Source organism: Telluria sp. AIW5 (assembly GCF_056680575.1).
Genome location: NZ_CM155289.1, coordinates 3,192,368 through 3,216,679, shown reverse-complemented (window position 1 = coordinate 3,216,679; position 24,312 = coordinate 3,192,368). Strand labels below are relative to the sequence as shown.

General features: G+C 66.0%; 17 protein-coding genes and 1 pseudogene. 9 read left to right on the top strand and 9 right to left on the bottom strand.

What is annotated here, in order from left to right; translation table 11 throughout:
* The first annotated feature begins 243 nt into the window (after positions 1 to 243).
* From map to AC1MEM_RS14200, 7 genes are all read left to right on the top strand, one after another.
* Complete coding sequence (map, locus tag AC1MEM_RS14230) at positions 244 to 1,080, top strand: type I methionyl aminopeptidase (RefSeq protein ID WP_499471428.1); 837 nt, start codon at positions 244 to 246, stop codon at positions 1,078 to 1,080.
* 5 nt (positions 1,081 to 1,085) lie between these two features.
* Positions 1,086 to 3,665: a [protein-PII] uridylyltransferase gene (locus AC1MEM_RS14225; protein WP_499471426.1), complete on the top strand. Its 2,580-nt coding sequence runs from the start codon at positions 1,086 to 1,088 to the stop codon at positions 3,663 to 3,665.
* 52 nt (positions 3,666 to 3,717) lie between these two features.
* The gene (locus tag AC1MEM_RS14220; protein ID WP_499471424.1) at positions 3,718 to 4,464 is read left to right on the top strand and encodes a pseudouridine synthase; all 747 of its coding nucleotides are present in this window, start codon (positions 3,718 to 3,720) and stop codon (positions 4,462 to 4,464) included.
* A 1,174-nt stretch (positions 4,465 to 5,638) separates the two neighbouring features.
* Positions 5,639 to 6,481: a phosphate/phosphite/phosphonate ABC transporter substrate-binding protein gene (locus AC1MEM_RS14215; RefSeq protein ID WP_499471422.1), complete on the top strand. Its 843-nt coding sequence runs from the start codon at positions 5,639 to 5,641 to the stop codon at positions 6,479 to 6,481.
* A gap of 13 nt (positions 6,482 to 6,494) precedes the next feature.
* Complete coding sequence (locus AC1MEM_RS14210; protein ID WP_499471420.1) at positions 6,495 to 9,299, top strand: putative bifunctional diguanylate cyclase/phosphodiesterase; 2,805 nt, start codon at positions 6,495 to 6,497, stop codon at positions 9,297 to 9,299.
* Between the two features lie 326 nt (positions 9,300 to 9,625).
* On the top strand, positions 9,626 to 11,071 hold the full coding sequence (locus AC1MEM_RS14205; protein WP_499477648.1) for a peptide MFS transporter: 1,446 nt from the start codon (positions 9,626 to 9,628) through the stop codon (positions 11,069 to 11,071).
* Positions 11,072 to 11,304: 233 nt separating this feature from the next.
* On the top strand, positions 11,305 to 11,841 hold the full coding sequence (locus tag AC1MEM_RS14200; RefSeq protein WP_499471418.1) for a GNAT family N-acetyltransferase: 537 nt from the start codon (positions 11,305 to 11,307) through the stop codon (positions 11,839 to 11,841).
* A 106-nt stretch (positions 11,842 to 11,947) separates the two neighbouring features.
* Here AC1MEM_RS14200 and AC1MEM_RS14195 read toward each other — a convergent pair.
* From AC1MEM_RS14195 to AC1MEM_RS14185, 3 genes and pseudogenes are all read right to left on the bottom strand, one after another.
* Positions 11,948 to 13,515 (bottom strand): annotated as a pseudogene (locus AC1MEM_RS14195) (IS3 family transposase).
* Positions 13,516 to 13,589: 74 nt separating this feature from the next.
* Positions 13,590 to 15,170 carry a class I adenylate-forming enzyme family protein gene (locus AC1MEM_RS14190; protein ID WP_499471416.1) on the bottom strand — a complete coding sequence of 527 codons (1,581 nt, stop codon included), beginning with the start codon at positions 15,168 to 15,170 and terminating at the stop codon, positions 13,590 to 13,592.
* A gap of 61 nt (positions 15,171 to 15,231) precedes the next feature.
* Positions 15,232 to 16,008, bottom strand: a complete 777-nt coding sequence (locus AC1MEM_RS14185; RefSeq protein WP_499471414.1) for a crotonase/enoyl-CoA hydratase family protein — start codon at positions 16,006 to 16,008, stop codon at positions 15,232 to 15,234.
* Between the two features lie 59 nt (positions 16,009 to 16,067).
* Here AC1MEM_RS14185 and AC1MEM_RS14180 point away from each other — a divergent pair, with 59 nt between their 5' ends.
* Positions 16,068 to 16,886, top strand: a complete 819-nt coding sequence (locus tag AC1MEM_RS14180; RefSeq protein ID WP_499471412.1) for a PaaX family transcriptional regulator — start codon at positions 16,068 to 16,070, stop codon at positions 16,884 to 16,886.
* 108 nt (positions 16,887 to 16,994) lie between these two features.
* Here the strand turns inward: AC1MEM_RS14180 and AC1MEM_RS14175 are convergent, their stop codons facing one another.
* From AC1MEM_RS14175 to AC1MEM_RS14165, 3 genes are read right to left on the bottom strand one after another with little or no spacing between them, the layout of a single operon-like run.
* Complete coding sequence (locus AC1MEM_RS14175) at positions 16,995 to 18,344, bottom strand: hybrid sensor histidine kinase/response regulator (RefSeq protein ID WP_499471410.1); 1,350 nt, start codon at positions 18,342 to 18,344, stop codon at positions 16,995 to 16,997.
* Between the two features lie 12 nt (positions 18,345 to 18,356).
* A complete protein-coding gene (locus AC1MEM_RS14170) occupies positions 18,357 to 19,826 on the bottom strand; it encodes a DUF7125 family protein (protein WP_499471408.1) in 1,470 nt (489 codons plus the stop codon).
* Positions 19,827 to 20,240, bottom strand: coding sequence for a hypothetical protein (locus AC1MEM_RS14165; RefSeq protein WP_499471406.1), 414 nt, complete (start codon positions 20,238 to 20,240; stop codon positions 19,827 to 19,829).
* A gap of 214 nt (positions 20,241 to 20,454) precedes the next feature.
* On the opposite strand from AC1MEM_RS14165, the gene AC1MEM_RS14160 reads away from it, so the two are divergent.
* Positions 20,455 to 22,254, top strand: coding sequence for a DUF885 domain-containing protein (locus AC1MEM_RS14160; protein WP_499471405.1), 1,800 nt, complete (start codon positions 20,455 to 20,457; stop codon positions 22,252 to 22,254).
* 224 nt (positions 22,255 to 22,478) lie between these two features.
* On the opposite strand, the gene AC1MEM_RS14155 is transcribed toward AC1MEM_RS14160, so the two are convergent.
* From AC1MEM_RS14155 to galU, 3 genes are read right to left on the bottom strand one after another with little or no spacing between them, the layout of a single operon-like run.
* Positions 22,479 to 22,868: a SpoIIAA family protein gene (locus tag AC1MEM_RS14155; protein WP_499471403.1), complete on the bottom strand. Its 390-nt coding sequence runs from the start codon at positions 22,866 to 22,868 to the stop codon at positions 22,479 to 22,481.
* Positions 22,868 to 23,404 carry a peptide deformylase gene (gene def, locus AC1MEM_RS14150; protein ID WP_499471401.1) on the bottom strand — a complete coding sequence of 179 codons (537 nt, stop codon included), beginning with the start codon at positions 23,402 to 23,404 and terminating at the stop codon, positions 22,868 to 22,870. Before def ends, AC1MEM_RS14155 begins: the two co-directional genes overlap by 1 nt.
* Positions 23,391 to 24,302 (bottom strand): UTP--glucose-1-phosphate uridylyltransferase GalU, encoded by a 912-nt coding sequence (gene galU / locus AC1MEM_RS14145; protein ID WP_499471399.1) that lies wholly within the window; start codon positions 24,300 to 24,302, stop codon positions 23,391 to 23,393. Before galU ends, def begins: the two co-directional genes overlap by 14 nt.
* Positions 24,303 to 24,312: the final 10 nt, after the last annotated feature.

Sequence of the window (24,312 nt, the reverse complement as noted above, 5' to 3'; positions counted from 1 at the left end):
GCAGCCGTAACGCGTGGGCACAAGTGCCCACCCTACGGCGCACGACGGCCGGTAGCAAGCCCATGGAACGGTGGTGCACCGTAGCGTGGGCCGGGCGGCGAACCGCTCGCGAGCCCACGCGTTCGCAGCGCATGATCACCCGCACAGCATCGCCCGCCACCAGCAGCATCCCTTATAATGTGGGGAACATTGCAAGGCGCGTCACTGCGCCCGCCCTTACCGATTCGCCTCACGACCTATCTTATGTCCATCTCCATCAAAACCCCCGACGAAATCGAAGGCATGCGCCTGGCCGGCCGCCTCGGCGCCGAAGTGCTCGACTACATCACGCCGTTCGTGAAGGCCGGCGTCACCACTGGCGAGCTCGACCGCCTGTGCCAGGCATACATGACGGACGTGCAGGGCACGGTCCCGGCGCCGCTGAACTACGCGCCGCCCGGCTATCCGCCCTTCCCGAAAGCCGTCTGCACCTCGGTCAACGACGTCATCTGCCACGGCATCCCGGGCGACAAGGTGCTCAAAAGCGGCGACGCGCTGAACATCGACGTCACCGTCATCACGAAGGATGGCTTCCACGGCGACAACAGCCGCATGTTCCTGATCGGCGAACCGTCGATCCTGGCGCGCCGCCTGTCGGAAGTGACCTATGAATGCATGTGGCTGGGCATCTCGAAAGTCAGACCCGGCGCTTATCTGGGCGATATTGGCCACGTGATCCAGCAGCACGCGGAAAAGAACGGCTACAGCGTGGTGCGCGAGTTCTGCGGCCACGGCATCGGCAAGGTGTTCCACGAAGAGCCGCAGGTGCTGCACTACGGCAAACCGGGCACGCTGGACAAGCTCGAGCCAGGCATGATCTTCACGATCGAACCGATGATCAACGCCGGCCGCCGCGACATCAAGGAAATGCCGGACGGCTGGACCATCAAGACGAAAGACCGCAGCCTGTCGGCCCAGTGGGAACACATGATCCTGGTCACCGAGACCGGCTATGAAGTCCTGACCACTTCCGCCGGCACCCCGCCGCCGCCCGCGATCGTCGCCGGGACCCCTCCACACAAAGACGCCGTCGCGGCGTAAGCAGCATGTCCGCCGCCGCCCTCGACGACGCCCGCCCGGAACTCAAAGCCAGGCTCAAGGCCGAACGCCAGGTCCTGTTCGCGGCCTTCCGCGAGGACGGCAAGCCGGAAAAGCTGCTGCGCGGCCTGCGCCAGTGCGTCGACGACATCCTCAGCGACGCATGGGCCGCGGCGCGCCTGCCCGCCGACACGGCGCTGGTCGGCGTGGGCGGCTATGGCCGCGGAGAACTCTTCCCCTTTTCCGACGTCGACCTCCTGATCCTGCTCGGCGCGCCGCCGAATGCGATCACCCAGGCCAAACTGGAAGGCCTGGTGCAGTTGCTGTGGGACCTGGGCCTGGAGATCGGGCACAGCATCCGCACGGTCGACGAGTGCCTGGTCGAGTCCGCGGCCGACATCACCGTGCAAACGAGCTTGCTGGAAGCGCGGCTGGTCACGGGGGACGCGGCGCTGTTCGACCAACTGCAAACGCGCTACCAGCAGGCCCTCGATCCGCAAGCCTTTTTCCAGGCCAAGACGGCGGAAATGCGCCTGCGCCACGCCAAGTTCGAGTACACCGCCTTCTCGCTGGAGCCGAACGTCAAGGAAAGCCCCGGCGCGCTGCGCGACCTGCAGGTCATCCTGTGGGTCGCGAAAGCGGCGGGCCTCGCCAACTCCTGGGGCCAGCTCGCCACACGCGAACTGATCACCCAGGACGAGGCGCGCCAGCTGATGGAAAAGGAGCGCGCCTTCAAGGACATCCGCGTACGCCTGCACCTGCAGACCAACCGCCGCGAAGACCGCCTGCTGTTCGACGTGCAGACGGCGATTGCCGAATCTTTCGGCCTGGAGTCCGACCCGCCCGGCCCCGGTGCGCGCCGCGCCAGCGAATACCTGATGCAGCGCTACTACTGGGCCGCGAAAACGGTCACGCAGTTGAATACCATCCTGCTGCAGAACATCGAGGCGCTCCTGTTCCCGCAGCCTTCCGAACCGGTGCCCATCGACACCTGCTTTAACAATGTTGGCGGCTTCATCGACATCGCGCACGACGACACCTTCGAGACGACGCCCGCGAGCATCCTCGCCATTTTCGTGACGATGACCGAGCGCCCCGACATCAAGGGCATGACGGCGCGCACCACGCGCGCGCTCTGGCATGCGCGCAACCTGATCGACGATGCCTACCGCGCCGATCCCGCCAACCGCGCCAACTTCCTGCGCATCCTGAAAGCGCCGCAAGGCCTGGTGCACGCGCTGCGGCGCATGAACGACTTCGGCGTGCTGGGACGCTACCTGCCGAATTTCCGCAACATCGTCGGCCAGATGCAGCACGACCTGTTCCACGTCTACACCGTGGACCAGCACATCATGATGGTGGTGCGTAACCTGCGCCGCTTCACGATGGCCGAACACGCGCACGAATACCCGTTCTGCAGCCAGCTGGTCGCCAACTTCCGCGACCGCTGGTTGCTGTATGTGGCCGCCCTCTTCCACGACATCGCCAAGGGCCGCGGCGGCGACCACTCGGAACTCGGCATGGTCGACGCGCGCGAATTCTGCACGGACCACGGCTTGTCCGGGCCCGACACCGAACTTGTGGTCTTCCTCGTCGAACAACACCTGACGATGTCGCAGGTCGCGCAAAAGCAGGACCTGTCGGACCCGGACGTGATCGCCGCCTTTGCCGCCGTGGTGAAGGACGAGCGCCACCTGACGGCCCTGTATTTGCTGACCGTGGCCGACATCCGCGGCACCAGCCCGAAGGTGTGGAACGCCTGGAAGGCCAAGCTGCTCGAAGACCTGTACCGCATCACGCTGCGCGTGCTGGGCGGCGAGCCGCATTCGGCCGACCGCGAACTGCGCATGCGCCAGCAGGAGGCATTGGCCACGCTGCGCCTGTTCGGACTGCCGGCCGACGCCCACGAGGCGCTGTGGGACCAGCTCGACGTCGTCTACTTCCTGCGCCACGACGCCTCCGACATCGCCTGGCAGACGCGCTGCCTGTACGACAAGATCAAGAGCGCCAGGCCGGTGGTGCGGGCGCGCCTGGCGCCTGCCGGCGCCGGGATCCAGCTGACCGTCTACCTGAAGGACCAGCCCGACCTGTTCGCGCGCATCTGCAGCTATTTCGACCGCAAGAATTTCAGCATCCTCGACGCCAAGATCCACACCACGCGCGACGGCTATGCGCTCGACACCTTCCTCGTCACCGAGGAGAACTTTGCGAAAAACTACCGCGACATCATCAGCCTGATCGAGCACGAGCTGTGCGAGCTGCTGACCTCGAACGCGCCGCTGCCGCCGCCCACGCGCGGACGCCTGTCGCGACTGTCGCGCCACTTCCCGGTCACGCCGAGCGTCGAACTGCGCCCGGACGAACGCGGCCAGCACTACCTGCTCTCGATCGCGGCCAACGACCGCACCGGCCTGCTGTACGCGATCGCCAGCGTGCTGACGCGCTACCGCATCAACCTGCACACGGCGAAGATCATGACCCTGGGCGAGCGCGTCGAGGACGTGTTCCTGGTCGACGGCCCGAATTTGTCGAATGCGCGCGTGCTGGTGCAGCTGGAAACCGAGCTGCTGGACGCGCTGGCGATCTGACGCGGTTAAACTGATACAAGCTATCTCACTTCTCACTTACTTTTTTTGACTCATGACCGAACCGCTCCGCCTCTCCAAACGAATGTCCGAACTGGGCCTGTGCTCGCGCCGCGAAGCCGATGAATGGATCGCGCGCGGCTGGGTGCGGGTCGACGGCAAGGTCGTCTCGGAGCTGGGCAGCAAGGTGCTGCCCGACCAGCGCATCACCGTCGAGCGCCAGGCCGCGGCCGAACAATCGAAGCGCGTCACCGTCCTGATCAACAAGCCGGTCGGCTACGTGTCGGGCCAGGCCGAAGACGGCTATACCCCGGCCGTGGCCCTGATCAAGCCGGAAAACCGCTGGCCGGACGATCCTTCTCCGGAACAGTTCCACCCGACCCAGCTGCGTTCGCTGGTGCCGGCGGGACGCCTCGACATCGACTCGGTGGGTTTATTGGTGCTGACCCAGGACGGGCGCATCGCCAAGCAGCTGATCGGCGAGACCACCTCGATCGACAAGGAATACCTGGTGCGGGTCGAGTACACCAAGCCGGGCAAGCTGCCTGATGCCGACCTCAAGAAGCTGTGTTTCGGCCTGTGGATGGACGGCAAGCCCCTCTTGCCGGCCAAGGTGCGCTGGCAGAACGAGGACCAGCTCAGCTTTACCCTCAAAGAGGGCAAGAAGCGCCAGATCCGCCGCATGTGCGACATGGTCGGCCTGAAGGTGCTGGGCCTGAAACGCGTGCGCATCGGCCGCGTCAAGCTGGGCGACCTGCCGGTCGGCCAGTGGCGTTACCTGCAGGCGGACGAGCAGTTCTGATCCCGCAGCGTTTTGCCGAAAACCTAACCGCGCTCTTGGCGGCTTGAGCGATCCGGAGGGTGGAATCTTGAGTCCACGCGGTAGAACAGCCGCGTATCAAAACAAAGAGTTGAGCCGCGACTGCGGGAGATCGCCTGTCTGGCGTCGTGATTGTCGGGAAGCCGCCGAACCGCGACCTCTGCACCGCGTGGACTCAAGAGTCCACCCTACGGACCCTGGCCGGCCGGCAGTGGCGCTATTGCAGGCGGCCGAACAGTTCTGATCCCGCAGCGTTTTGCCGAAAACCTAACCGCGCTCTTGGCGGCTTGAGCGATCCGTAGGGTGGACTCTTGAGTCCACGCGGTAGAACAGCCGCGTATCGAAACAAAGAGTTGAGCCGCGACTGCGGGAGATCGCCTGTCTGGCGTCGTGATTGTCGGGAAGCCGCCGAACCGCGACCTCTGCACCGCGTGGACTCAAGAGTCCACCCTACGGACCCTGGCCGGCCGGCAGTGGCGCTATTGCAGGCGGGCGAACCGTCCTGATCCCGCAGCGTTTTGCCGAAAACCTAACCGCGCTCTTGGCGGCTTGAGCGATCCGTAGGGTGGACTCTTGAGTCCACGCGGTAGAACAGCCGCGTATCGAAACAAAGAGCTGAGCCGCGACTGCGGGAGATCGCCTGTCTGGCGTCGTGATTGTCGGGAAGCCGCCGAACCGCGACCTCTGCACCGCGTGGACTCAAGAGTCCACCCTACGGACCCTGGCCGGCCGGCAGTGGCGCTATTGCAGGCGGGCGAACAGTCCTGATCCCGCAGCGTTTTGCCGGAAACCTAACCGCGCTCTTGGCGGCTTGAGCGATCCGTAGGGTGGACTCTTGAGTCCACGCGGTAGAACAGCCGCGTATCGAAACAAAGAGTTGAGCCGCGACTGCGGGAGATCGCCTGTCTGGCGTCGTGATTGTCGGGAAGCCGCCGAACCGCGACCTCTGCACCGCGTGGACTCAAGAGTCCACCCTACGGACCCTGGCCGGCCGGCAGTGGCGCTATTGCAGGCGGACGAACAGTTCTGAGCGGGGGCCGCCGATGGGCGGCATTGCAACAAAAAAGTTGCTATCAGGCACTTTTTGATGGTTTTCTGTTATAGTCCACACCCTGCGCACATCGCGCCCGTCTCTCCACTCTCCACCATCATGCGCATGTCTTTACGGGCCGGCTTCGCCCTGTCGCTGGCCCTGGCCTTGGCCAATCCAGCCCAGGCGGCGAACACCCCCGCCTACAATTTTTCGCCCGTGAACCAGTACAACCTGCAGGTCTCGGCCAGCTTCTGGAACCCGATCGTGCGCTACGTGTCGCATAAAAGCGGCGTGCGCCTGAACCTGAAGCTGGGCCGCACCTCGGCCGACACCACGAGTTTCGTGCTGACGCGCGAAGTCGACTTCGCCTTCACCAACCACCTGTTCAGCCCCGAACGCGCCAAGCTGGGCTGGACCGTCTTCGGCCGGCGCGACGCGGCGCCCGTGCGCGCCCAGATCGTGGTCCCGGTCGACTCGCCCGTGCGCGGCCTGGCCGAGCTCGCAAACAGCACCGTCGTCTTTCCCGGCCCCGAAGCCCTGGTCGCCTACAAGGTGCCCTATGCCCAGCTGCTGCGCGAAAAAGTACCCGTCACGATCGCCTTCGCCGGCAACATGGACGCCGCCTTCACCCAGCTCTTCAGCGGACGTGCCAAAGCGGCCGGCGCGAATTCCCAGCTGGTGGAGAACTATGCCGGGCGCGAAAACAAGGCGTTCCGCGTGCTGTGGAGCTCGGCCCCGTTCAACGACCTGGCGCTGATGGCGTCGGACCGTGTGCCGCCGGCCCAGGTGCGCGCCGTGTCCCAGGCCTTCCTCGGCATGGCCAACGATCCGGAAGGGCGCCGGATCCTGCAGGCGGTGTCGGAACTGGTCCACGAGGCCGAGCCGGTGCGCTTCGTTCCGGCCACCGACGCCGATTATGCGGCCTACCGCCACTTCTACGAGGCCGCCCCGGCCCAACTCCGCTAAGCCAGGCCTTTCCATGCCGAGACTCGTCCATTTCCTGTTGCCGCGCTCCCTCGTCGGCCGCGTCTTCGCCCTGTTTGCAGTGAGCATGCTCGTGTTCAGCGGTGTCGGAATGGGCATGTTCTACCGCCACCAGTACCTGCAGCACGTCGAGGAAACCCAGGACGCCGCCAACACCCTGGTCGAGGTGGCGGCGCAGGCGGTCGAGGACAGCGCACTGATCGGCGACTACGACACCGTCAAGCGCACCCTGTCGTCGATGATGGTGCAGTCGCCGTTTCGCAGCGCCGTCTTCATCGACATGAGCGGCGGCGCGATCCGCGTCGACGCCCCGCCCGATGCCTCGCTGGCACCCGCGCCGGCCTGGCTGCACGAACACATCGCCCGCGAACTGTACGACGTCAACCGCGTCGTCGCCGCCGGCGGCAAGGATTACGGCGTGCTGCGCCTGCAGTTCGACGAGCGCAGGATCGCTTCGCAATTGTGGCTGCTGCTCCTGCAGTCGGCTGCGCTGGCGGCCGTCGTGCTGGCGATCAGCCTGGCCGTGGCGCGCGCCCTGCTGGCGCGCTGGCTGAAAAACCTGGGCAGCCTGCGCTTCCACGGCGAGGACGGCGCCGCGATCGACCCCAACGCGCCGCTCGAGATCCGCGCAGCGATCCAGGCTGTGAACCGCAGCGCCGCCAGCATGCGCGACGAATACGGCCAGCGCATCGCGGGCCTGATGAATTCCCTCGTCCAGCACAAGAGCGCGCTCGACCAGGCGGCGATCGTGTCCGAAGTCGACCGCGAGGGCGTTGTCACGGCCGTGAACGAGCAGTTCGTGCGCCAGTCGGGCTATCCGCGCGAGCAGCTGGTCGGCCGCAGCCTCGCCCAGGGCGGCAGCGGCTGGTCGCCTTCGAACACCGTCTGGCGCGGCGAAGTCGCGGTGCCCGGCAGCGAGGGCGAACGCCAGTGGTACCGCACCATCGTCCCCATCTTCGATGCCGCGAACGCGATCGACAAATACATCTGCATCGATTTCGACATCAGCGAGCGCAAGGAATTCGAGGACGCGATCGTGCGCAACGCCATGCGCCAGGGCCTGATCGCGCGCCTCGGGCGCAAGGCGCTCGAAGCGGGCCCGCTGGCCGACCTGTTCGAGATGGCGGCAAAACTCGCCTGCGACGGCCTCGGCGTACGCCATGCGGCCTTGTTCGGCTTCGACCCCGATGCCGGTACGGCCTGCCTGCAGGCGGCGTCCGGCTTCCCGGCCGCCGCGCCGCAGGCAGCTTTCCCTTGCCCCGCCGGCCCGGCGGCGAGCGAGGCGCTGGCACGCTGGAGCGCCGGCCTGCTCGGCGTCGAACGGGCCGGCAGCAGCATCGACACGGTCGTCGTCTGCGCCGGCCGCCCGTTCGGCGCGCTGGCCATCTGCGCACCCGAAGCACGCACCTTCCAGGAAGACGAAGACGCCTTACTGGAAGGCCTCGGCAACATCCTCGCCACCGCGGTCGAACGCGAGGACGCGCGCAACCGTCTCACGTATCTCGCCCAGTTCGACGCCCTGACCGGCCTGCCGAACCGCCACCGCCTGGGCGCCTGCCTGGAAGAAGCGATCGCGAATGCCGCCGCGGGCGGGCAGCGCGCCGGCGTCATGTTCATCGACCTCGACCGGTTTAAAAGCGTCAACGACATGTTGGGCCACAGCGTCGGCGACGAGCTGCTGGCGCAGGCCGGCGCGCGCCTGCAGGATTGCGTGGGCGCGCTCGACGTCGTGGCGCGCCTCGGCGGCGACGAATTCGCCGTCGTCCTGCCGCAGCTCGATGCGGCGAACGAGGCCGAGGGCCTCGCGCGGCGCATCGTCGAGGCCCTGTCCCAGCCTTTCGTGCTGCAAGGCCAGCAACTGTTCGTCTCGGCCAGCGTCGGCATCGCGGCCTACCCCGACGACGGCGTCGACGCCGCCACCCTGCTCAAAAGCGCGGACACGGCGATGTACAGCGCCAAGCAGAACGGCCGCAACAACTACCAGTTTTATCTCGCCGAGATGAACGCCAACGCCGCGCTGCGCCTGCAGACCGAACACCAGCTGCACCTGGCGCTCGAGCGCGGCGAATTCGAACTGCACTACCAGCCGAAGGTGAAGCTGGCCACCGGCGCCGTCAGCGGCTTCGAGGCCCTGCTGCGCTGGCGCCATCCGGAGCGCGGCCTGGTCGCGCCGTATGAGTTCATTTCCATCCTCGAGGAGACGGGCTTGATCCTGCCGGTCGGCGAATGGGTGATCGCCGAAGTGTGCCGCCAGTTGCGCGCCTGGTCGGCGCTGTACGCATCGGTGCCGCCGGTGGCGATCAACCTGTCGGCGCGCCAGCTCGGCCAGGCGGGTTTTGCGGACACCGTGCGCGCGCTCGTCGAGGCGGCCGGGGTCGATCCGTGCCTGCTCGAATTCGAGCTGACCGAGTCGATGCTGATGCTCGACCCGGAGGCGGCCGTGCGCATCCTGACCGACCTGAAACGCCAGGGCATGCGCCTGTCGGTCGACGATTTCGGCACCGGCTACTCGAGCCTGGCCTACCTGAAGCGCTTCCCGCTCGACGCCCTGAAAATCGACCGCACGTTCGTGCGCGACCTGCCGGGCGACAGCGACGACGCGGCCATTACCAAGGCCGTGATCAGCCTGGCGCACAGCCTGAACCTGAAGGTGGTGGCCGAAGGGGTCGAGACGATCGGGCACCTGGACGCGCTGCGGGCGTATGGCTGCGACGAGATCCAGGGATATTACATCGGCCGGCCGGTGCCGGCGGGCCAGTGCGAGGCTTTGCTGCAGAACGAAATCGCGCTCGCGGCGTAACGTAGGGTGGGCACTCGTGCCCACGCGGTGATACGCACCGGCTCCGCTTTCGTGCTCCATGATCTTGCGGCCGACGATCACCGCGTGGACTCGGGAGTCCACCCTACGTACCGCTCTGCGCAAGCACCTCCTCCCGCGCACAGTTGAGTTAATACTGAACGCCCCACGCCCTCTCCTGCCAGCATTGCATCTTCCCTTGCCCTCGCGTAGCATGCAACGGCTTGCTTCCGGTCACGAGCTGGAAACGACAGTCAATACAACAAGGAGATAAATTGAAAACGGAAATCCTGCCGTACAGCCAGACCCGGTCCTTCGTCACCGTCTGGATGATCGAGTTGTGGGAGCGCTTCGGCTATTACGGCATGCAGGCGCTGATCGTGTACTTCATGGTCCAGCGCATGGGCTTCGAAGACAGCCGCGCCAACCTGGTCTGGGGCGCGGCCGCGGCACTGATCTATGTCGCACCGGCCATCGGCGGCTGGATCGGCGACAAGGTGCTGGGCACCAAGCGCTGCATGGTGCTGGGCGCGATCATCATGTCGATCGGCTACGCGCTGATGGCGGTGCCGACGACCAATACCTGGTTCCTGTTCTCGGCACTGGGCGTGATCGTGGTCGGCAATGGCCTGTTCAAGCCGAACACCGCCAACCTGGTGCGCAAGATCTACGAAGGCGACGACTCGAAAATCGACAGCGCCTTTACCATGTACTACATGGCGGTGAACGTCGGCTCGACCTTCTCGATGCTGGCCACGCCGGCGATCAAGGATTACTTCAACGCGGCCCACGGCAGTGAAATCGGCTGGCACGTGGCCTACGGCGTGTGCAGCGTGGGCCTGGTGATCGGCGTTCTCTCCCTGCTGATGATGCGCGCGACCATCCGCCACGTCGGCTCCCTGCCGGACGAGCGCCCGCTCGACCTCGGCAAGCTGGCCATGGTGCTGGCCGGCGGCGTGGTGGCGGTCGGCGTCTCGGCCATGATCCTGCAGTACCAGACTCTCGCCCGCATGTTTGTCTATCTCGCCGGCGTGGTGGTGCTCGGCATCTTCGTGCACCTGATCCGCAAGAGCGAACCGAGCGAACGCGCCGGCCTGATCGCGGCCCTGGTGCTGACGCTGCAGACCGTGTTCTTCTTCATCTTCTACCAGCAGATGTCGACCTCGCTGTCGCTGTTCGCGCTGCGTAACGTCGACCTCGACTTCAGTGTGCTGGGCGCCCACCTGTTCACCTGGTCGCCGGCACAATTCCAGGCGCTGAACGCGATCTGGATCATGGTGCTGAGTCCGGTCCTGGCGATTGCCTACACCCGCGCCGGCCGTAGTGGCAAAGACCTCTCGATCGCCGCCAAGTTCGCGCTCGGCTTCGCGTCGGTGGCGGTCGGCTTCTTCACCTACGGCGTCGCCGGCCAGTTCGCCGTCAACGGCCTGACTTCGTCGTGGATCATGATCGCCGGCTACGGCCTGTATTCGCTGGGCGAGCTGCTCGTTTCCGGCCTCGGCCTGGCAATGATCGCGCGCTATGTGCCGGCGCGGATGGGCGGCTTCATGATGGGCGCCTGGTTCGTCGCGACGGGCATCTCGCAATACCTGGGCGGCGTGGTGGCGAACTATGCCAGCGTGCCGCAAGGCATGACCGACCCGCTGCAAACGCTGCCGATCTACACCAGCCTGTTCAACAAGCTGGGCATCGCGGCCGTGATCTGCACGCTGATCGCCCTGTCCGTGCTGCCGCTGATGCGGCGCCTGACGGCGACGCACAACGCGCACCAGTAAGCGTGCGTGAGGAAGGGCCGGTTCGCCGGCCCTTTTTTTATGTTGGTCGTTGTGCACCGTAGGGTGGGCACTCGTGCCCACGCGGTTCAACGTCGGCATTGACGCAACGTCCCCGCGAGTACGCGACGTCGCAGCCCGAATCAGGCCGTTCGACATGTACACGCCGCACCGCGTGGGCACGAGTGCCCACCCTACGGTACACCGCCGCCAACGTATTTTCGAAAGAAATACCAATGACCATACTGACCACCGAACGCCTGCGCCTCGAACCCATCGACGACCACCACTTCGACGGCCTGCAGGCCATGAACCGCCTGCCCGACGTGATGCGCTTCATCACCGGCACGCCCGAAACGCCCGAGCAGACCCGGCACATGATCGAGCTCGTCAAGAGCCGCTGGGCGCAATTCGGCTTTTCATGGTGGGCCTTCATCGAGCGCGATACGGACCGGCTGGTCGGCGCCGGCGCCATCCAGTACCTGGGCCGCGACCCGGCCAACCCGCACGAAATCGGCTGGCGCCTGGTACCCGACAAATGGGGCCAGGGACTGGCCAGCGAAGCGGCGCGGGCGATGGCCGGCTGGGCCTTCGAGACCCTCGATGCGCCGCTGCTCGTTGCCGTCTGCCTGCCCGACAACGACAACTCGGCGAAGGTGATGCAGAAACTCGGGATGCGCTACCGCGGACTGGAAACCTGGTACGAACGGCCGCACGCCGCCTACGAGATCACGCGCGAGCAATGGCAGGCAAGGAGCTGGGGTCAGGTCTGACATTCGGACTCCCGCCTCGGCGCGACCTCTGCCTTGTTCGGCAGGCTATCGTTGAGGCCGTGTCCAGATGCGGTGGTTGTCAAGCTAGTTGTCGCGTGAGCAGCCGTTAAGCTGTTCTTCTAAAAGCCGGCATATTGGTCGCCGGCGCTGTGGTTTCGCTGATCGCGTGGTCGGGGTTGAGATGCACTTCCCTGATCGGCGACCAGTTGCGTATGGACCCGGTCCAACGCAGCGGATTGGCCTCACGTGCGGCGTTGTAGACGGCTGTGCGGGCTGCCAGCAACACGTGGTGGAGGCCCGCGTGACGTTGGGTCGGCGTCACGAAGTTGATGGTGCTGTGACGGTGCTCGTTGTTATACCAGCGCACGAATCTGGCCACCCAGTTGCGTGCGTGTGCGAGGTCCGTAAATGCTTTACCGGGATAGTCGGGGCGGTACTTCAAGGTCTTGAACAAGGATTCCGAATATGGGTTGTCATTGCTGACGGCCGGCCGGCTGAACGAAGGCATCACGCCCAGTGCCTGCAAGGTCGCCAGCATGGTCGCGCCCTTCATCGGGCTGCCATTGTCGGAATGTAGAATCACCTGGTTGGGCTGGATTTTTTCACGTGCACAGATGTCGCGCATGACCTCGGCCGCAAGGTTGCTATGCTCGTCCCGATAAACCTGCCAGCCAACGACCTTTCGGCTGTAGATATCGATGAACATGTACAGGTAAAAATAGATTCCCTTTACCCCGCTCGGCAAATAGGTAATGTCCCAACTGTAGAGCTGGTTAGGCGCCGTGGCACAGATGGCGCGCGGTTTGCTGCGCTCTTGAACCGGCCGCGCCGCCTGCCGATGCTTGACCAGGCCAGCGCTTCGCAACACCCGATAGAACGTCGATTCGGAGGCCAGGTAAGTGCCCTGGTCGGCCAGGCGCGGCACGATCTGGCTAGGCGGCATCTGGCCAAACTCGGCCGAGTTGGCGATAGCGAGAATCTCTTCACGCTCTCGCGCCGTCAACGCATGAACTGGTTGTTGGACGCGCGTCGTACGCCCATCGGGCGCAGCACCGACTAGCTTCCAGCGCTGCAATGTGCGCAAGCTCAAGCCGATGATTTCACATGCTTTGGTATGGCGCGCTCCCGAGGAAACGGCTTGGGCGACCATCGCGACGATATCGGCCCGCGCTGCGGGCAAGGTCATTTGACCTCGTCCTCCCACAGCGCATTGAACTTTTTTTGCAATAAGAGCAGCGCTGCGGCCTCCGCGAGTGCTTTATCTTTACGATCCAAATCCCGGCGCAATTTGTCTATCTCTTGCTGCAGGCTGCGCATCTCGCGTGTATCGACGGGGGCGGTCGGCTTTGCATCCAGGCAGAACCCGGTACGCCAGGCTTCAAGATGGTGCACGAACAGCCCACGCTCGCGGCACCAGGCCTGCAGCGCTTCCTCATCCAGGGCGTGCGTTTCGTGCAGCGCCACCAGCTGCTCGCTTCGGCTCCAGTCCTGCGGCCGCTTTTCCCTGTCAGAGGACGCTTTCAACATATATAAATTCTTTCTGCGAATCCAGTTCTTGACCGTGTACACATTGACGTGCAGGTCGTCGGCAACGTCCTGTATGGTGCGCTTGCCGCGAGAATACACCTTCACCAAGGCTTGTTCGATGAAGGCGTCGGAATACAGTTTGCTCATGTTGTCTCCTAAATGTGAGGCGACAACTAGCGTGACACAGGGGGGATGTCAGACCTGACCCCAGCATTGGCCCCTTACAATTCGCCCAGCGCGTCGCGCAAGCCCTTGCGGTTCATCTTGCCGACCGCCGTCTTGGGCAGGCTGGCGGCGTACACGACCCGGCGCGGCTTCTTGTACGAGGCCAGCATGCCGGCGACGTGCGCGATCAGCTCCGCTTCGCCCGGCGCGTGCCCGGCCCTCAGGACCACGACCGCCGTGACGAGCTCCACCCACGTTTCGTCCGGCATCCCGACCACCGCGCACTCGCGCACCGCCGGATGCGTCAGCAGCGCATTTTCCACCTCGCTCGGATAGACGTTGTAGCCGCCGGTGATGATCATGTCCGAGGTCCTGTCCTTCAGGCGCAGGAAACCCCGTTCGTCGAACACGCCGATGTCGCGCGTGCGCACCCAGCCGCCTTCGATGAAGGTCTCGGCGTTGAGGGCCGTCGCATTGTAATAAGCCTTGATGGCCGAAGGCGCGCGCACGGTGATCTCGCCCGGCATGCCTGCCGGGACCTCGTTGCCGGCCTCGTCGAGCAGCCGGATCTCGACATCGACCGCGCCCTGGCCGCAGGTGCCAAGCAGCGCATCGACGTGGTCCTCGGGCCGCAGCACCGCCAGGCACAGCGGCACCTCGGTCTGGCCGTAATACTGCCAGAAGCGGTGCCGCCCCCAGGCGGCCATCGCGCGTTCGATGACGGCGCGCGGCATCGGCGATGCGCCGTAGATGACGTATTTCAGGGAGCCGACGTCCGCGCCGCCGACATCCGGGTGCTCGAAGAGCATTTGCAGCATGGTCGGCACCAGGTTGATGGCGGTGACGCCGTGCTGCGCGATCGCGCCCAGGAACTGACCCGGCTCGAAGCCGGGCAGGATGACGGTACGGCCGCCGCGCAGCCAGAACGGCAGCACGAACACGCCGCTGGCGTGGATCAGCGAGGCCGCGTGCAGCATGACGTCGTCCGGCGTGGGATTCAACAGGTTGAGCAGCACGTTGCGGCAGATGGCCGCGTAGCTGGCCTGGGTATGCTGGGCAGCCTTCAGCATGCCGGTGGTGCCCGAGGTGTAGAGCGTCAGCACCACGTCGTCGGGACCGATATCGATGCGCGGCGGATTCGCGGGGAATGAGGCCAGGTGCCCGAGGAAATCGGGCGACTGCGCGCCGCTGGCGCCGATGCCGAAGCAGCGCAGGCCGGGCAAGGCGGCGCCGAGGGCTGCCGCCTGTTCCGCCTGGCCCGGACCGAAGACCAGGCAGGTGCAGCCGGACTCCTTCAGCATGCGCGTGTGCTCGCCCAGCGACAGGCGGGTATTGAGCGGAACCCGGTTCATCCCCGCTTTCACGCAGGCGAAGTCGATCGGCACGCTGTACAGCCCATTGTTGAGCAGCAGCCCGATCCTGCTGCCCTGGGGGGCCAGTCCCAGCAGGGCATGGGCGAGCCGGTTGCTGGTGGCGTCGACCTCGGCAAAGGTCATGCTCTGGTCGCCGAAGACGATGGCGGTGCGCGGCCCGTGCTGCGCGGCTCCGCGCCGGATCAGTTCGAGGTAGGTCGGCCCCCGGGTCGAGGGCATCCCGACGTGGATTCGGTCGCGGTTCCGTTTCAGCTGCCCTTGCATCGATTTCTCCCTGTCTGCGTTGATGTCGATAACAACGATTGCCCTGCCCCGGCGCCGCGCTTCAGGGGTCGAAACTGCCGTGGCGCCCGGCGCCGTGAACGAACTGGCGGGCGCCGGCCACGCCTTCGGCAAAGACCATCGGGGTTCCCTGCGCGCCCTCGCGCCGCAGCGCCTCCGGCAGCGCCAGCTCCCACTGTTCGTAAGCGGAGCGGCGGTCGGCCAGCATGCAGCCTTGCGGGAACGCCGAAATTGCCCGCGCCAGCTCGCACGCACGGTCGAGCGCGGTGCCGGGCGCCGCCAGATAGTTCACCAGCCCCATGCCGAGGGCCTCGGGTGCGCCGACCGCGCGACCGGTCAGGATCATGTCCAGCGCGCGGCCCATGCCGACGATGCGCGGCAGGCGCACCGTGCCGCCGTCGATCAGGGGCACGCCCCAGCGCCGGCAGAACACGCCGAACACCGCGTCCTCGTCCGCCACGCGCAGGTCGGCCAGCAGCGCCAGTTCGAGGCCGCCGGCCACCGCGTAGCCGCTGACCGCGGCAATGAGCGGCTTCGACAGCTGCATGCGGGTCGGCCCCATCGGGCCGCCTCCGCCGCCGCCTGGGTCGAGTTCGTTGCGCAGGGCGGGATTGCCGACTGCGGCCAGGTCGGCGCCGGCGCAGAAGTTGCCGCCCGCGCCGGACAGCACGGCCACGTGCAGGGACGGGTCGGCGTCGAAACGTTCGAAGGCGGCGCGCAGTGCGGCAGCGGTGGGGCCGTCCACCGCGTTGCGGCAATCAGGGCGGTTGAGCGTGATCGCGCAGACCGCGCCGTCGGTCGTGAAAAGGACGTCATTCATGCATTGCTACCCAGGCAGTAATGCGTCCATACTATGAATTGTTTCTTTATTACGCAACTATGGACACTGCATGTAATATCGCGCGCCGCCGCTCGAGGGCGCCCGAGGTGATACTCGACCTCTTGATGGCGAACGGGACGGCCTTGTCCTCGCAGGTGCTGTGCCGCGCCGGCGCCGTCATGCACCTCAGCGAGACGGCCGTGCGCGTGGCGCTGACACGCCTGTGCGAACAGGGCAAGCTGCGGCAACCGGCCCGTGGCCTGTACGCGATCAGTCCGGCGTCACGGCCGCTGTTTCGCGATCTGGACGCATGGCGGGGCAAGGAAGGAAGCATGGTTGCCTGGAACGGCGACTGGGTGGCCGTCCACGACACGCTGGTGCAGCGGTCGGACAAGACCGCATGGCGGCATCACTGCCTGGCCCTGGCCCTGCGTGGGTTCGCCCAGTTCGAGCCCGGCCTGCACCTGCGGCCGGACAACCTGGAAGGCGGAATCGGCGGACTGCGTTCCGGGCTCGCGGGCCTCGGCCTGTCGCCGCAGGCGATGGTGTTCCGGCTGACCGGCCTCGACGAGGTCCGGCATGCGCGTGCGGGCGGCCTGTGGAAAGCCGATGCCCTGATACGGCAGTATGCTGCGCTCGCCGGCGCGCTCGATGCCCATACGGAGGTCTTGCGGCAGGACGGCGTGGTCGAGGCCTTGCGCGAGTCGCTGCTGCTCGGGCGCGAAGCCATCGGCCTGCTCGTGCGCGATCCCCTGCTCCCGCCCGAACTGATGCCGCCGCAGGCCCGGCAGACGCTGATGGCCGCCGCCGGCAGGTACCAGGATGCGGCCCGCCGCCTCTGGCGCCACTGGATACGGGAAATCGGCGAGTCTCCCTGAGCGACGCCAGCTTGGCCATTCACCGTAGGGTGGACGGCTTCGCCGTCCACGCGTTCAGCCAGTAGCTGGATTAACACTCACGTGGGCGGGAGACCCGCCCACCCTACGTCAGGCGCGGGCGGCGACGAGTGCCAGCAGCGCGTCCGGATTGACCGGTTTGACGAGGTAATGGTCGAACCCCGCCTGCGCGGCGCGGGCACGGTCCTCGGCCTGGCCATAGCCCGACAGGCCGATGGCCACCGGCCGCGCGCCCCCGTCCGTGGCGCGCAGGCGCGTCATGACTTCCAGCCCATCCATGCCGGGCAAGCCGATGTCGCAGACGACGACGTCGAATTGCTGTTCGAGCAGCGCGTCGAGCCCCGCCTGGCCGTCCGGTGCCGTGTGCACCTCGTGCCCTTCCATGTCGAGGAAGGCCTTGAGCGTTTCGCAGGCGTCGGCATTGTCTTCGATGATCAACACCCGGCAGCCGCCGCCCGGCGCCCCATCGCGCTCAGGCAGGGGCGGCGCCGTTTCGGGCAGCGCGCAGGCCGGCAGGCGCAGCGTGAAGCGGCTGCCCTTGCCGACGCCCGGGCTGTCGGCTTCGATCATGCCGCCATGCATGGCCACCAGGTTGCGCACCACGTTCAGGCCCACGCCCAGGCCGCCTTCGGAGCGCGCAAGCGAACGCGGCCCCTGGGTGAACAGGTCGAAAATATGGGGCAGCACTTCAGGCGCGATGCCGGTGCCGTTGTCGCTGACGACGGCGACGACCTGGTCGCCATCGCGCGCAACCCGCAGGCCGATGCGACCGCCGTCGCCCGTGTATTTCGAAGCGTTGCCGATCAGGTTGGTAAACACCTGGGTCAGGCGCACGCGATCGCCGCGGATGGCCAGCTCCTCGGCGGGCAGGTCGAGGTCGAGGTGCTGCTTGCGCTCGTTAATGCGGGGCAACACGGTTTCGAGCGCCTGGTCGATCGTGCCCGACAAGGCCACAGGCTCCGGGTTCAGGGTGATCTTGCCGCTGCTGATGCGCGCGGCGTCGAGCAGGTCGTCGAGCAGGCAGGACATGTGGTCGACCTGGCGCCGGATGACTTTGGAGAAATTGAGCAGCTGCGGGGTGGCATTCGCCGAGCGTTCCAGCAGCATCGAGGACATGCTGATCGGCACCAGGGGATTGCGCAGTTCGTGCGCCAGCATGGCGAGGAATTCGTTCTGGCGCCGGTTGGCCGCTTCGGCGTCGTCGCGCAGTCCCTGGGCGCTGATCGCGGCGACCACCAGGTTCTCGTTCGCTTCGCGCAGGCGCGCCACGCTTGCTTCAAGGTCTTCCTTGCCCTTGACGGCGGCGCGCAGGCGCGCGACCTCCTGTTCCAGGCTCCCGATATGGCGCAGCAGCGCGCCGGTATAGGCATCCGGCTGCACCTGCGCCTCCGAGGAATCATGGGAACGCTGCATCGAGCCGGTCTCGTCTTCGTGAAACATTCCCTGTTCTCCTCATCTGGGCGCCAGGCCCCGTGCCGATCCGCCCCCTAATACACCGGCGACTTCGGTCGGAAGTTCATCGACTTCCAGGCCCTCGTCGGTGATGCGGTAGGCGCGGAAATCGGTGCTGTGCTCGCAGCCGCGCACCTTCACGACATTCATGAACTTTTGCAGCCTGCCATCGACCTCCGCATAGCGCAGGGCGACGATCGCATCGGTCAGGAAAGGAATATTCGCCTCGCCGAAGCTCAATTCGGTGAACACGTCGTTCAAGCCGATGGTCACGATGGCGCTGACGCCCTGCTTGGCGACCTCGGTCAACAGCCGGAAAACGGCCAGGCGCAGGTCCGCGTGGTATTCAGGCGCCATGTACAGACCGAACTCCGAGAGTGAATCGATGACCAGCCGCTGGGCGCCGGTGCGCTGCAGGGTTCGCATCAGTTCGTCGATCAGTTCGTCCACCGTGAGGTCGAGCAGGCGGCTCTCGACCACGGCGACGTCGCCGTTCTGTACCATCTCGGCCATCTCGGCGTTGCGCAGGCGCGGCGTGCCTTTTTCGAAATACAGGGCCACGCCCTTCTCGCCCAGGCGCGCGCCCTCTTGCAGGAAGCGGGTGGCGATGATGGTCTTGCCCGAGCCGGTCGGGCCCGATACCAGCATCGTATGCCCTTGCGGCATCCCGCCCAGCATCAGGCGGTCGAGTCCCGGCACACCGGTCGAGATGCGCTGCGGATTGCGGTCGATCTCGCCGCCCGGAAAACGGTCGTCCGCCAGCGGCGGCAGGATGCGCGGATAGGCGCGCAGGCCGTCGTCGGTGATGCGGAAATTGTGCGAGCCGGCCAGGTGGGCGCGGCCACGCATCTTCATGACGCGTATCTTGCGCACCACGGTGCTGTGTTCGTGCACCTGGGTCAGCGACAGCATGCCGTCGGCCACCGTCATGATCGGATTGGCTTCCGGATCGGAATTGGCGTATTCGCCGATGAGGAAGGTCGTCGCCTGCCAGCTCGTCATGCGCGTGCCGAGCTCCTGGATAAAATATTGCAGGTCGGCCACGCCTTCGTTGCCGGCTTTCGCCGTCTGCACCACCGAGCGGAACGAGTCGACAAACACGAGCGAGGGCGAAAACGCCTCGACCTCGGCCATGATGCGTTCCAGCACGCCGCTGAAGTCGCCCGTGCGCAGGCTTTCGCTCAGGTTCACGTAGCGGATCGCCGGACCGACCTTGCTCATGTCGAAGAACGAGAACTGCTGCTGGTAGCGCAGCATCTTCAGCGGCGGCTCGCCCAGCACGGTGAAGAACAGCGCGCGCCGTTCGGGCGTGGCGAGGGCGAACATGATCTGGTGCGCCAGCGTCGTCTTGCCGCTGCCGGGAGGGCCGGCGACGAGGTTGAACGAAAACTCGGGAAGTCCGCCGCCAAGAAGCGTGTCCAGTCCCGGCACACCTGTTTGCAAGAGCCCCAAGGCTACTTTATCGCTCATTTACTTCTGCTCCTGTCCATGCTTCTGCCCGTTTCCGCTTTCTTGTGCGACGTGTAACAGCTGTTTCGTTAACGCTTCGCCGATCAAGCTACCCAGCAGCGTCGTGAAAGTATCGAGCAAGGCGCGATTCGCATCGGCTGCATGCCCGTGTTCGATCTCGTTCAGGGTTCTGGTCAGGGACGTCAAGAGGTCGGCCACGGGCCGGGTGCTGTCGCAGGTCCCGAGGTGCGTGAAGCGCCCGGTGGACAGGCGCACCGCACGCCCGAACAAGGCGCAAAAGCCGCTTTCGCCGATCAGGGGCGTGAGCTGTTCGCTCAGGAGCATCCACGGCGCCACGAGCGCCGCGGCGCCGGCGCTATCGGTCTGGTCGGCATCGTTAGGCGGCCATGGCCGCCGGCCGTCGTTTTGGTCCATGCTCGCTGTTCAGCTGTCGTTTGTTATGTATTCCGCTCGCCGTGTGGCTGGCTGAAGCATGATTATAGAGGCAATGCGGACAATTTTATTAAATTCACATGCAGACAAGGTGAATTCCTACGTCGGCGTCCGCTTTCCAGGCAAGTTTTCTGGCGAGCTCCACTTCGCTGCGACATAATTAATGCAGGCAGAAAATAACAGGCGAGGAAGCGAGATGAGGAAACAAAGCGTGGCCAGCGCGCTGTGCGCGGCAGGCCTGTTGATGTTCGGGCAGGCCGCCGCCGCCGCTGGCCCCGCCCGTTCCGGCAGCGATTCCGCCGTCCCTGTGCGTTCCACCGCCGCGGCCGATGCGCGCTTCGCGGCGATCCACCGGGCCGAGTGGGCATGGCGCGTGAAGGAGCGTCTCGCGGACGACGACGCCGCCCCCGACCCGGTGGCGAGCGACTTCGAGCGCGTCGATGCCACCACGCAGGCCGCGCGCCTGGCGTACTGGCAGGGCGTACTGCGCCGCCTCGACGGCATCAATGCGGCCGCCCTGTCGGCGCCCGAGCAAATCAACTACCAGGTCTACCGCGCCCAGATCGCCGCCTTTGTCGAAGCGCTGCGCTTTCGCGAGTACGAGCAGCCGGTCAATGCCGACAGCGCCTTCTGGACCGACGTGACCTATGGCGCGCGCCAGTCCCTGGCCAGCGCCGCCGACTACCGCAACTACCTCGCCCGTTTGCAGCACCTGCCGCGTTACTTCGACGAGCAGATCGCGAACATGCGCGCCGGCCTGGCGCGCGGCTTCACGCCGCCGCGCGTGACCCTGGCGGGACGCGACAGCGCGCTCGTGTCGGTGGTCGAGGCCGCGCCCGAAGACACCGTGTTCTACACGCCGTTCAAGAACATGCCGGCGTCCATTCCGGCCGCCGAACAGGCCGTGCTGCGCGCGCAGGCGGTGGCCGCGATCTGGGAAGAAGTCCAGCCCGCGTACGCGGCAGTATTGACATTCATGCGCGCGCAGTACGTGCCCGGCGCGCGCACGACGCTGGCCGCGACCAGCCTGCCGGACGGGCCCGCCTATTACCAGTCGAAGATCGTCGAGTTCACGACGACGTCATTGAGCGCCGACGAGATTCACCGCATCGGCCTGATGGAGATGGCGAAGATCCGCGCCGAGATGATGGAGACGATCGCGCAGTCCGGCTTCCACGGCGGCCTGCCCGCCTTCCTGCATTTCCTGCGCAGCGACCCGCAGTTCTATGCGAAGACGCCGGAGGAGCTGCTGATGCGCGCGGCCTGGATCGCCAAGAAATTCGACGGCAAGGCCGGCCAGTACTTCGGCTACCTGCCGCGCCAGCGTTTCGCGATCCGTCCCGTCCCGCCTGACCAGGCGCCCTGGTACACGGCCGGCCGCGGCGGCCCCGGCGTCTATCTGGTCAACACGTACAACCTGCCTGCGCGCGCGCTCTACAGCCTCCCTGCACTGACGCTGCACGAGTCGGCGCCGGGCCACGCCTTCCAGATGCCGGTCGCGCTCGAACAGAAAGACGTGCCGCCGTTCCGCCGCGCCTATATTTCGGCCTTCGGCGAAGGCTGGGCCCTGTACGCCGAACGCCTGGGCGCCGAGATGGGCATCTACGAGACGCCGTATGAAGTGTTCGGCATGCTCAGCTACCAGGCCTGGCGCGCCGCCCGCCTGGTGGTCGACACGGGCATCCACGCGAAGGGCTGGACCCGCGAGCAGGCGCAGGCCTACCTGCGCGAGAACACGGCGCTGTCGGAGCATGAGGTGACGACCGAAGTGGACCGTTACATTTCTTGGCCAGGGCAGGCGCTGTCGTATTACCTGGGGGAGATGGCGATCATGGAAGCGCGGGCGAAGGCGGAGCAGGCACTGGGCGCGAAATTCGACATCCGCGCCTTCCACGACACGGTGTTGCAACTCGGCTCGGTGCCCTTGCCGGTGTTGTCCGCGCGGATCGACCGCTTCATTGCGGAAGGCGGCAAGAGCCCCTACCCGAAGGGGTAAGCGGTCGCGCATGGCGCCGATAACGCTTGCCGCAGGGTGGGCGGGTCTCCCGCCCACGCGGATTCAAGGTGCCGCAAACAGCACAGGCAACAGCCCCGGGAACCGTCGCGAGTCGGCTGATCGTGCGATCGCAAACGCTACCGACGCGCCGCCGCCGTACCGCGTGGGCACGAGTGCCCACCCTACGGTGCTTGACGGCCGCAGGTGGGATTTACCGGATCAAGTCACGCACCCTCGCGCAGCCAGGCGCGCGCGGCGTCGATGTCGTCATAAAACACCCGGTCCTCGCCCTCGAAAAAGGCGATGCGCGCCAGGTAGGCGATCCGGGTACCGGGCACCAAGATCGCCCTGCGCAGCTTCAGGCCATCGAGTCCACCGTCGAGTTCCTGCTGCATCAGCGCCACCTCGGCCCCGGGCGCGATCATGCCGCGCGCGTCGTACAGCACGCGGCGCAGGCCGGTGTCGTGCGCAAGTGCGAGCACGCGCCGCTGGCACGCTCGCAGGACCGCTTCGTTCATCTGGCCGCGCTGTTCGACCAGCAACAGGTCGCCGCTGACGCATACCTTGAGCGATGCGTCGAGCGAGGCGTCGAGCGTGTCATCCTGCGCGCGCATCAATCGTCCGCCGCCGGATCGAGCCCCGGGAACATCACGTCCGTAAACCCGAAGCGCGAAAAGTCCGTAATCCGCATCGGATACAGGATGCCCAGCAAATGGTCGACCTCGTGCTGCACCACACGGGCGTGAAAACCGTCGGCGTCAACCCGGATCGGCTTGCCGAACTGGTCGACGCCCTCGTAGCGCAGGCGCGTAAAGCGCGGCACGCTGCCGCGCAGGCCGGGCACCGACAGGCAGCCTTCGAAGCCCTCTTCCATCTCGTCCGACAAAGGCGTCAGCACGGGATTGAGCAGCACCGTTTCCGGCACCTGCGGCGCCTCGGGATAACGCGCGTTGTGCGCGAAGCCGAAAATCACCAGCTGCAGGTTGACGCCGATCTGCGGCGCCGCCAGTCCCGCGCCATTCGCATGGTGCATGGTGTCGAACATGTCGGCCACTAGGGCCGCCAGTTCGGGCGTGCCGAATCCGGTCACCGGCTCGGCCACGCGCAGGAGGCGCGGGTCGCCCATTTTGAGGATCTCACGTACCGCCATGTGCTTTCTCCTTTGCCAGCTCATCTGCCAACCCCGCCAGGAATTCGCTGAAGCCGGCGGCCGTTTCCGGATGCTTCAGTCCCATCGCGGCGGTCGCCTGCAGGTAGCCCAGTTTCGAACCGCAATCATAACGCCGTCCGGCATAACGGTAGGCGAGCACGCGTTCTGCGCGCATCAGGGCGGCGATGCCGTCGGTCAGCTGGATCTCGCCGCCCGCCCCCTGGCCGAGGTTTTCGAGGTGGTCGAAGATGGCACCGGACAGCACGTAGCGCCCGACCACCGCCAGGGTCGACGGCGCCTCTTCCGGCAAGGGCTTTTCGACGATGTTCGACACCAGTTCCAGGTTGCTGCGGTAGCGGTCGGCCTTGACGATGCCGTACTGGCGCGTGTTCGCGCGCGGTACGTCCTGCACCGCCAGCAGGCTGCACTTCTCGTAGCCGTAGACTTCGGTCATCTGGGCCAGCACCGGGCGGGTGCCGGGGTCGGTGTCCATGAAGTCGTCGGCCAGCAGCACGGCGAAGGGTTCGTCGCCGACCACCGGGCGCGCACACAGCACGGCATGGCCGAGGCCGAGCGGCGCCGACTGCCGGATGTAGATGCAGGTGACGTTCTTCGGGATCACGCCGCGCACCAGCTCGAGCAGCGCGGCCTTGTTGGCCGCTTCCAGCTCCGCCTCGAGTTCATAGGCCTTGTCGAAATGGTCCTCGATCGCGCGCTTGTTGCGGCCGGTGATGAAGATCATCTCGGTGATGCCGGCGGCGACCGCCTCCTCGACCGCGTACTGGATCAGCGGCTTGTCGACGATCGGCAGCATCTCCTTCGGCTGCGCCTTGGTGGCGGGCAGGAAGCGGCTGCCCAGGCCCGCGACGGGAAAGACGGCCTTGCGTATGGTGTTCATCGTTGATGCT

What these genes read in the sequence shown, in the direction of transcription:
- map (WP_499471428.1), top strand. Translation starts at nt 244, where the DNA reads ATGTCCATCTCCATCAAAACCCCCGACGAAATCGAAGGCATGCGCCTG.
- AC1MEM_RS14225 (WP_499471426.1), top strand. Translation starts at nt 1,086, where the DNA reads ATGTCCGCCGCCGCCCTCGACGACGCCCGCCCGGAACTCAAAGCCAGG.
- AC1MEM_RS14220 (WP_499471424.1), top strand. Translation starts at nt 3,718, where the DNA reads ATGACCGAACCGCTCCGCCTCTCCAAACGAATGTCCGAACTGGGCCTG.
- AC1MEM_RS14215 (WP_499471422.1), top strand. Translation starts at nt 5,639, where the DNA reads ATGTCTTTACGGGCCGGCTTCGCCCTGTCGCTGGCCCTGGCCTTGGCC.
- AC1MEM_RS14210 (WP_499471420.1), top strand. Translation starts at nt 6,495, where the DNA reads ATGCCGAGACTCGTCCATTTCCTGTTGCCGCGCTCCCTCGTCGGCCGC.
- AC1MEM_RS14205 (WP_499477648.1), top strand. Translation starts at nt 9,626, where the DNA reads ATGATCGAGTTGTGGGAGCGCTTCGGCTATTACGGCATGCAGGCGCTG.
- AC1MEM_RS14200 (WP_499471418.1), top strand. Translation starts at nt 11,305, where the DNA reads ATGACCATACTGACCACCGAACGCCTGCGCCTCGAACCCATCGACGAC.
- AC1MEM_RS14190 (WP_499471416.1), bottom strand. Translation starts at nt 15,170, where the DNA reads ATGCAAGGGCAGCTGAAACGGAACCGCGACCGAATCCACGTCGGGATG.
- AC1MEM_RS14185 (WP_499471414.1), bottom strand. Translation starts at nt 16,008, where the DNA reads ATGAATGACGTCCTTTTCACGACCGACGGCGCGGTCTGCGCGATCACG.
- AC1MEM_RS14180 (WP_499471412.1), top strand. Translation starts at nt 16,068, where the DNA reads ATGGACACTGCATGTAATATCGCGCGCCGCCGCTCGAGGGCGCCCGAG.
- AC1MEM_RS14175 (WP_499471410.1), bottom strand. Translation starts at nt 18,344, where the DNA reads ATGTTTCACGAAGACGAGACCGGCTCGATGCAGCGTTCCCATGATTCC.
- AC1MEM_RS14170 (WP_499471408.1), bottom strand. Translation starts at nt 19,826, where the DNA reads ATGAGCGATAAAGTAGCCTTGGGGCTCTTGCAAACAGGTGTGCCGGGA.
- AC1MEM_RS14165 (WP_499471406.1), bottom strand. Translation starts at nt 20,240, where the DNA reads ATGGACCAAAACGACGGCCGGCGGCCATGGCCGCCTAACGATGCCGAC.
- AC1MEM_RS14160 (WP_499471405.1), top strand. Translation starts at nt 20,455, where the DNA reads ATGAGGAAACAAAGCGTGGCCAGCGCGCTGTGCGCGGCAGGCCTGTTG.
- AC1MEM_RS14155 (WP_499471403.1), bottom strand. Translation starts at nt 22,868, where the DNA reads ATGCGCGCGCAGGATGACACGCTCGACGCCTCGCTCGACGCATCGCTC.
- def (WP_499471401.1), bottom strand. Translation starts at nt 23,404, where the DNA reads ATGGCGGTACGTGAGATCCTCAAAATGGGCGACCCGCGCCTCCTGCGC.
- galU (WP_499471399.1), bottom strand. Translation starts at nt 24,302, where the DNA reads ATGAACACCATACGCAAGGCCGTCTTTCCCGTCGCGGGCCTGGGCAGC.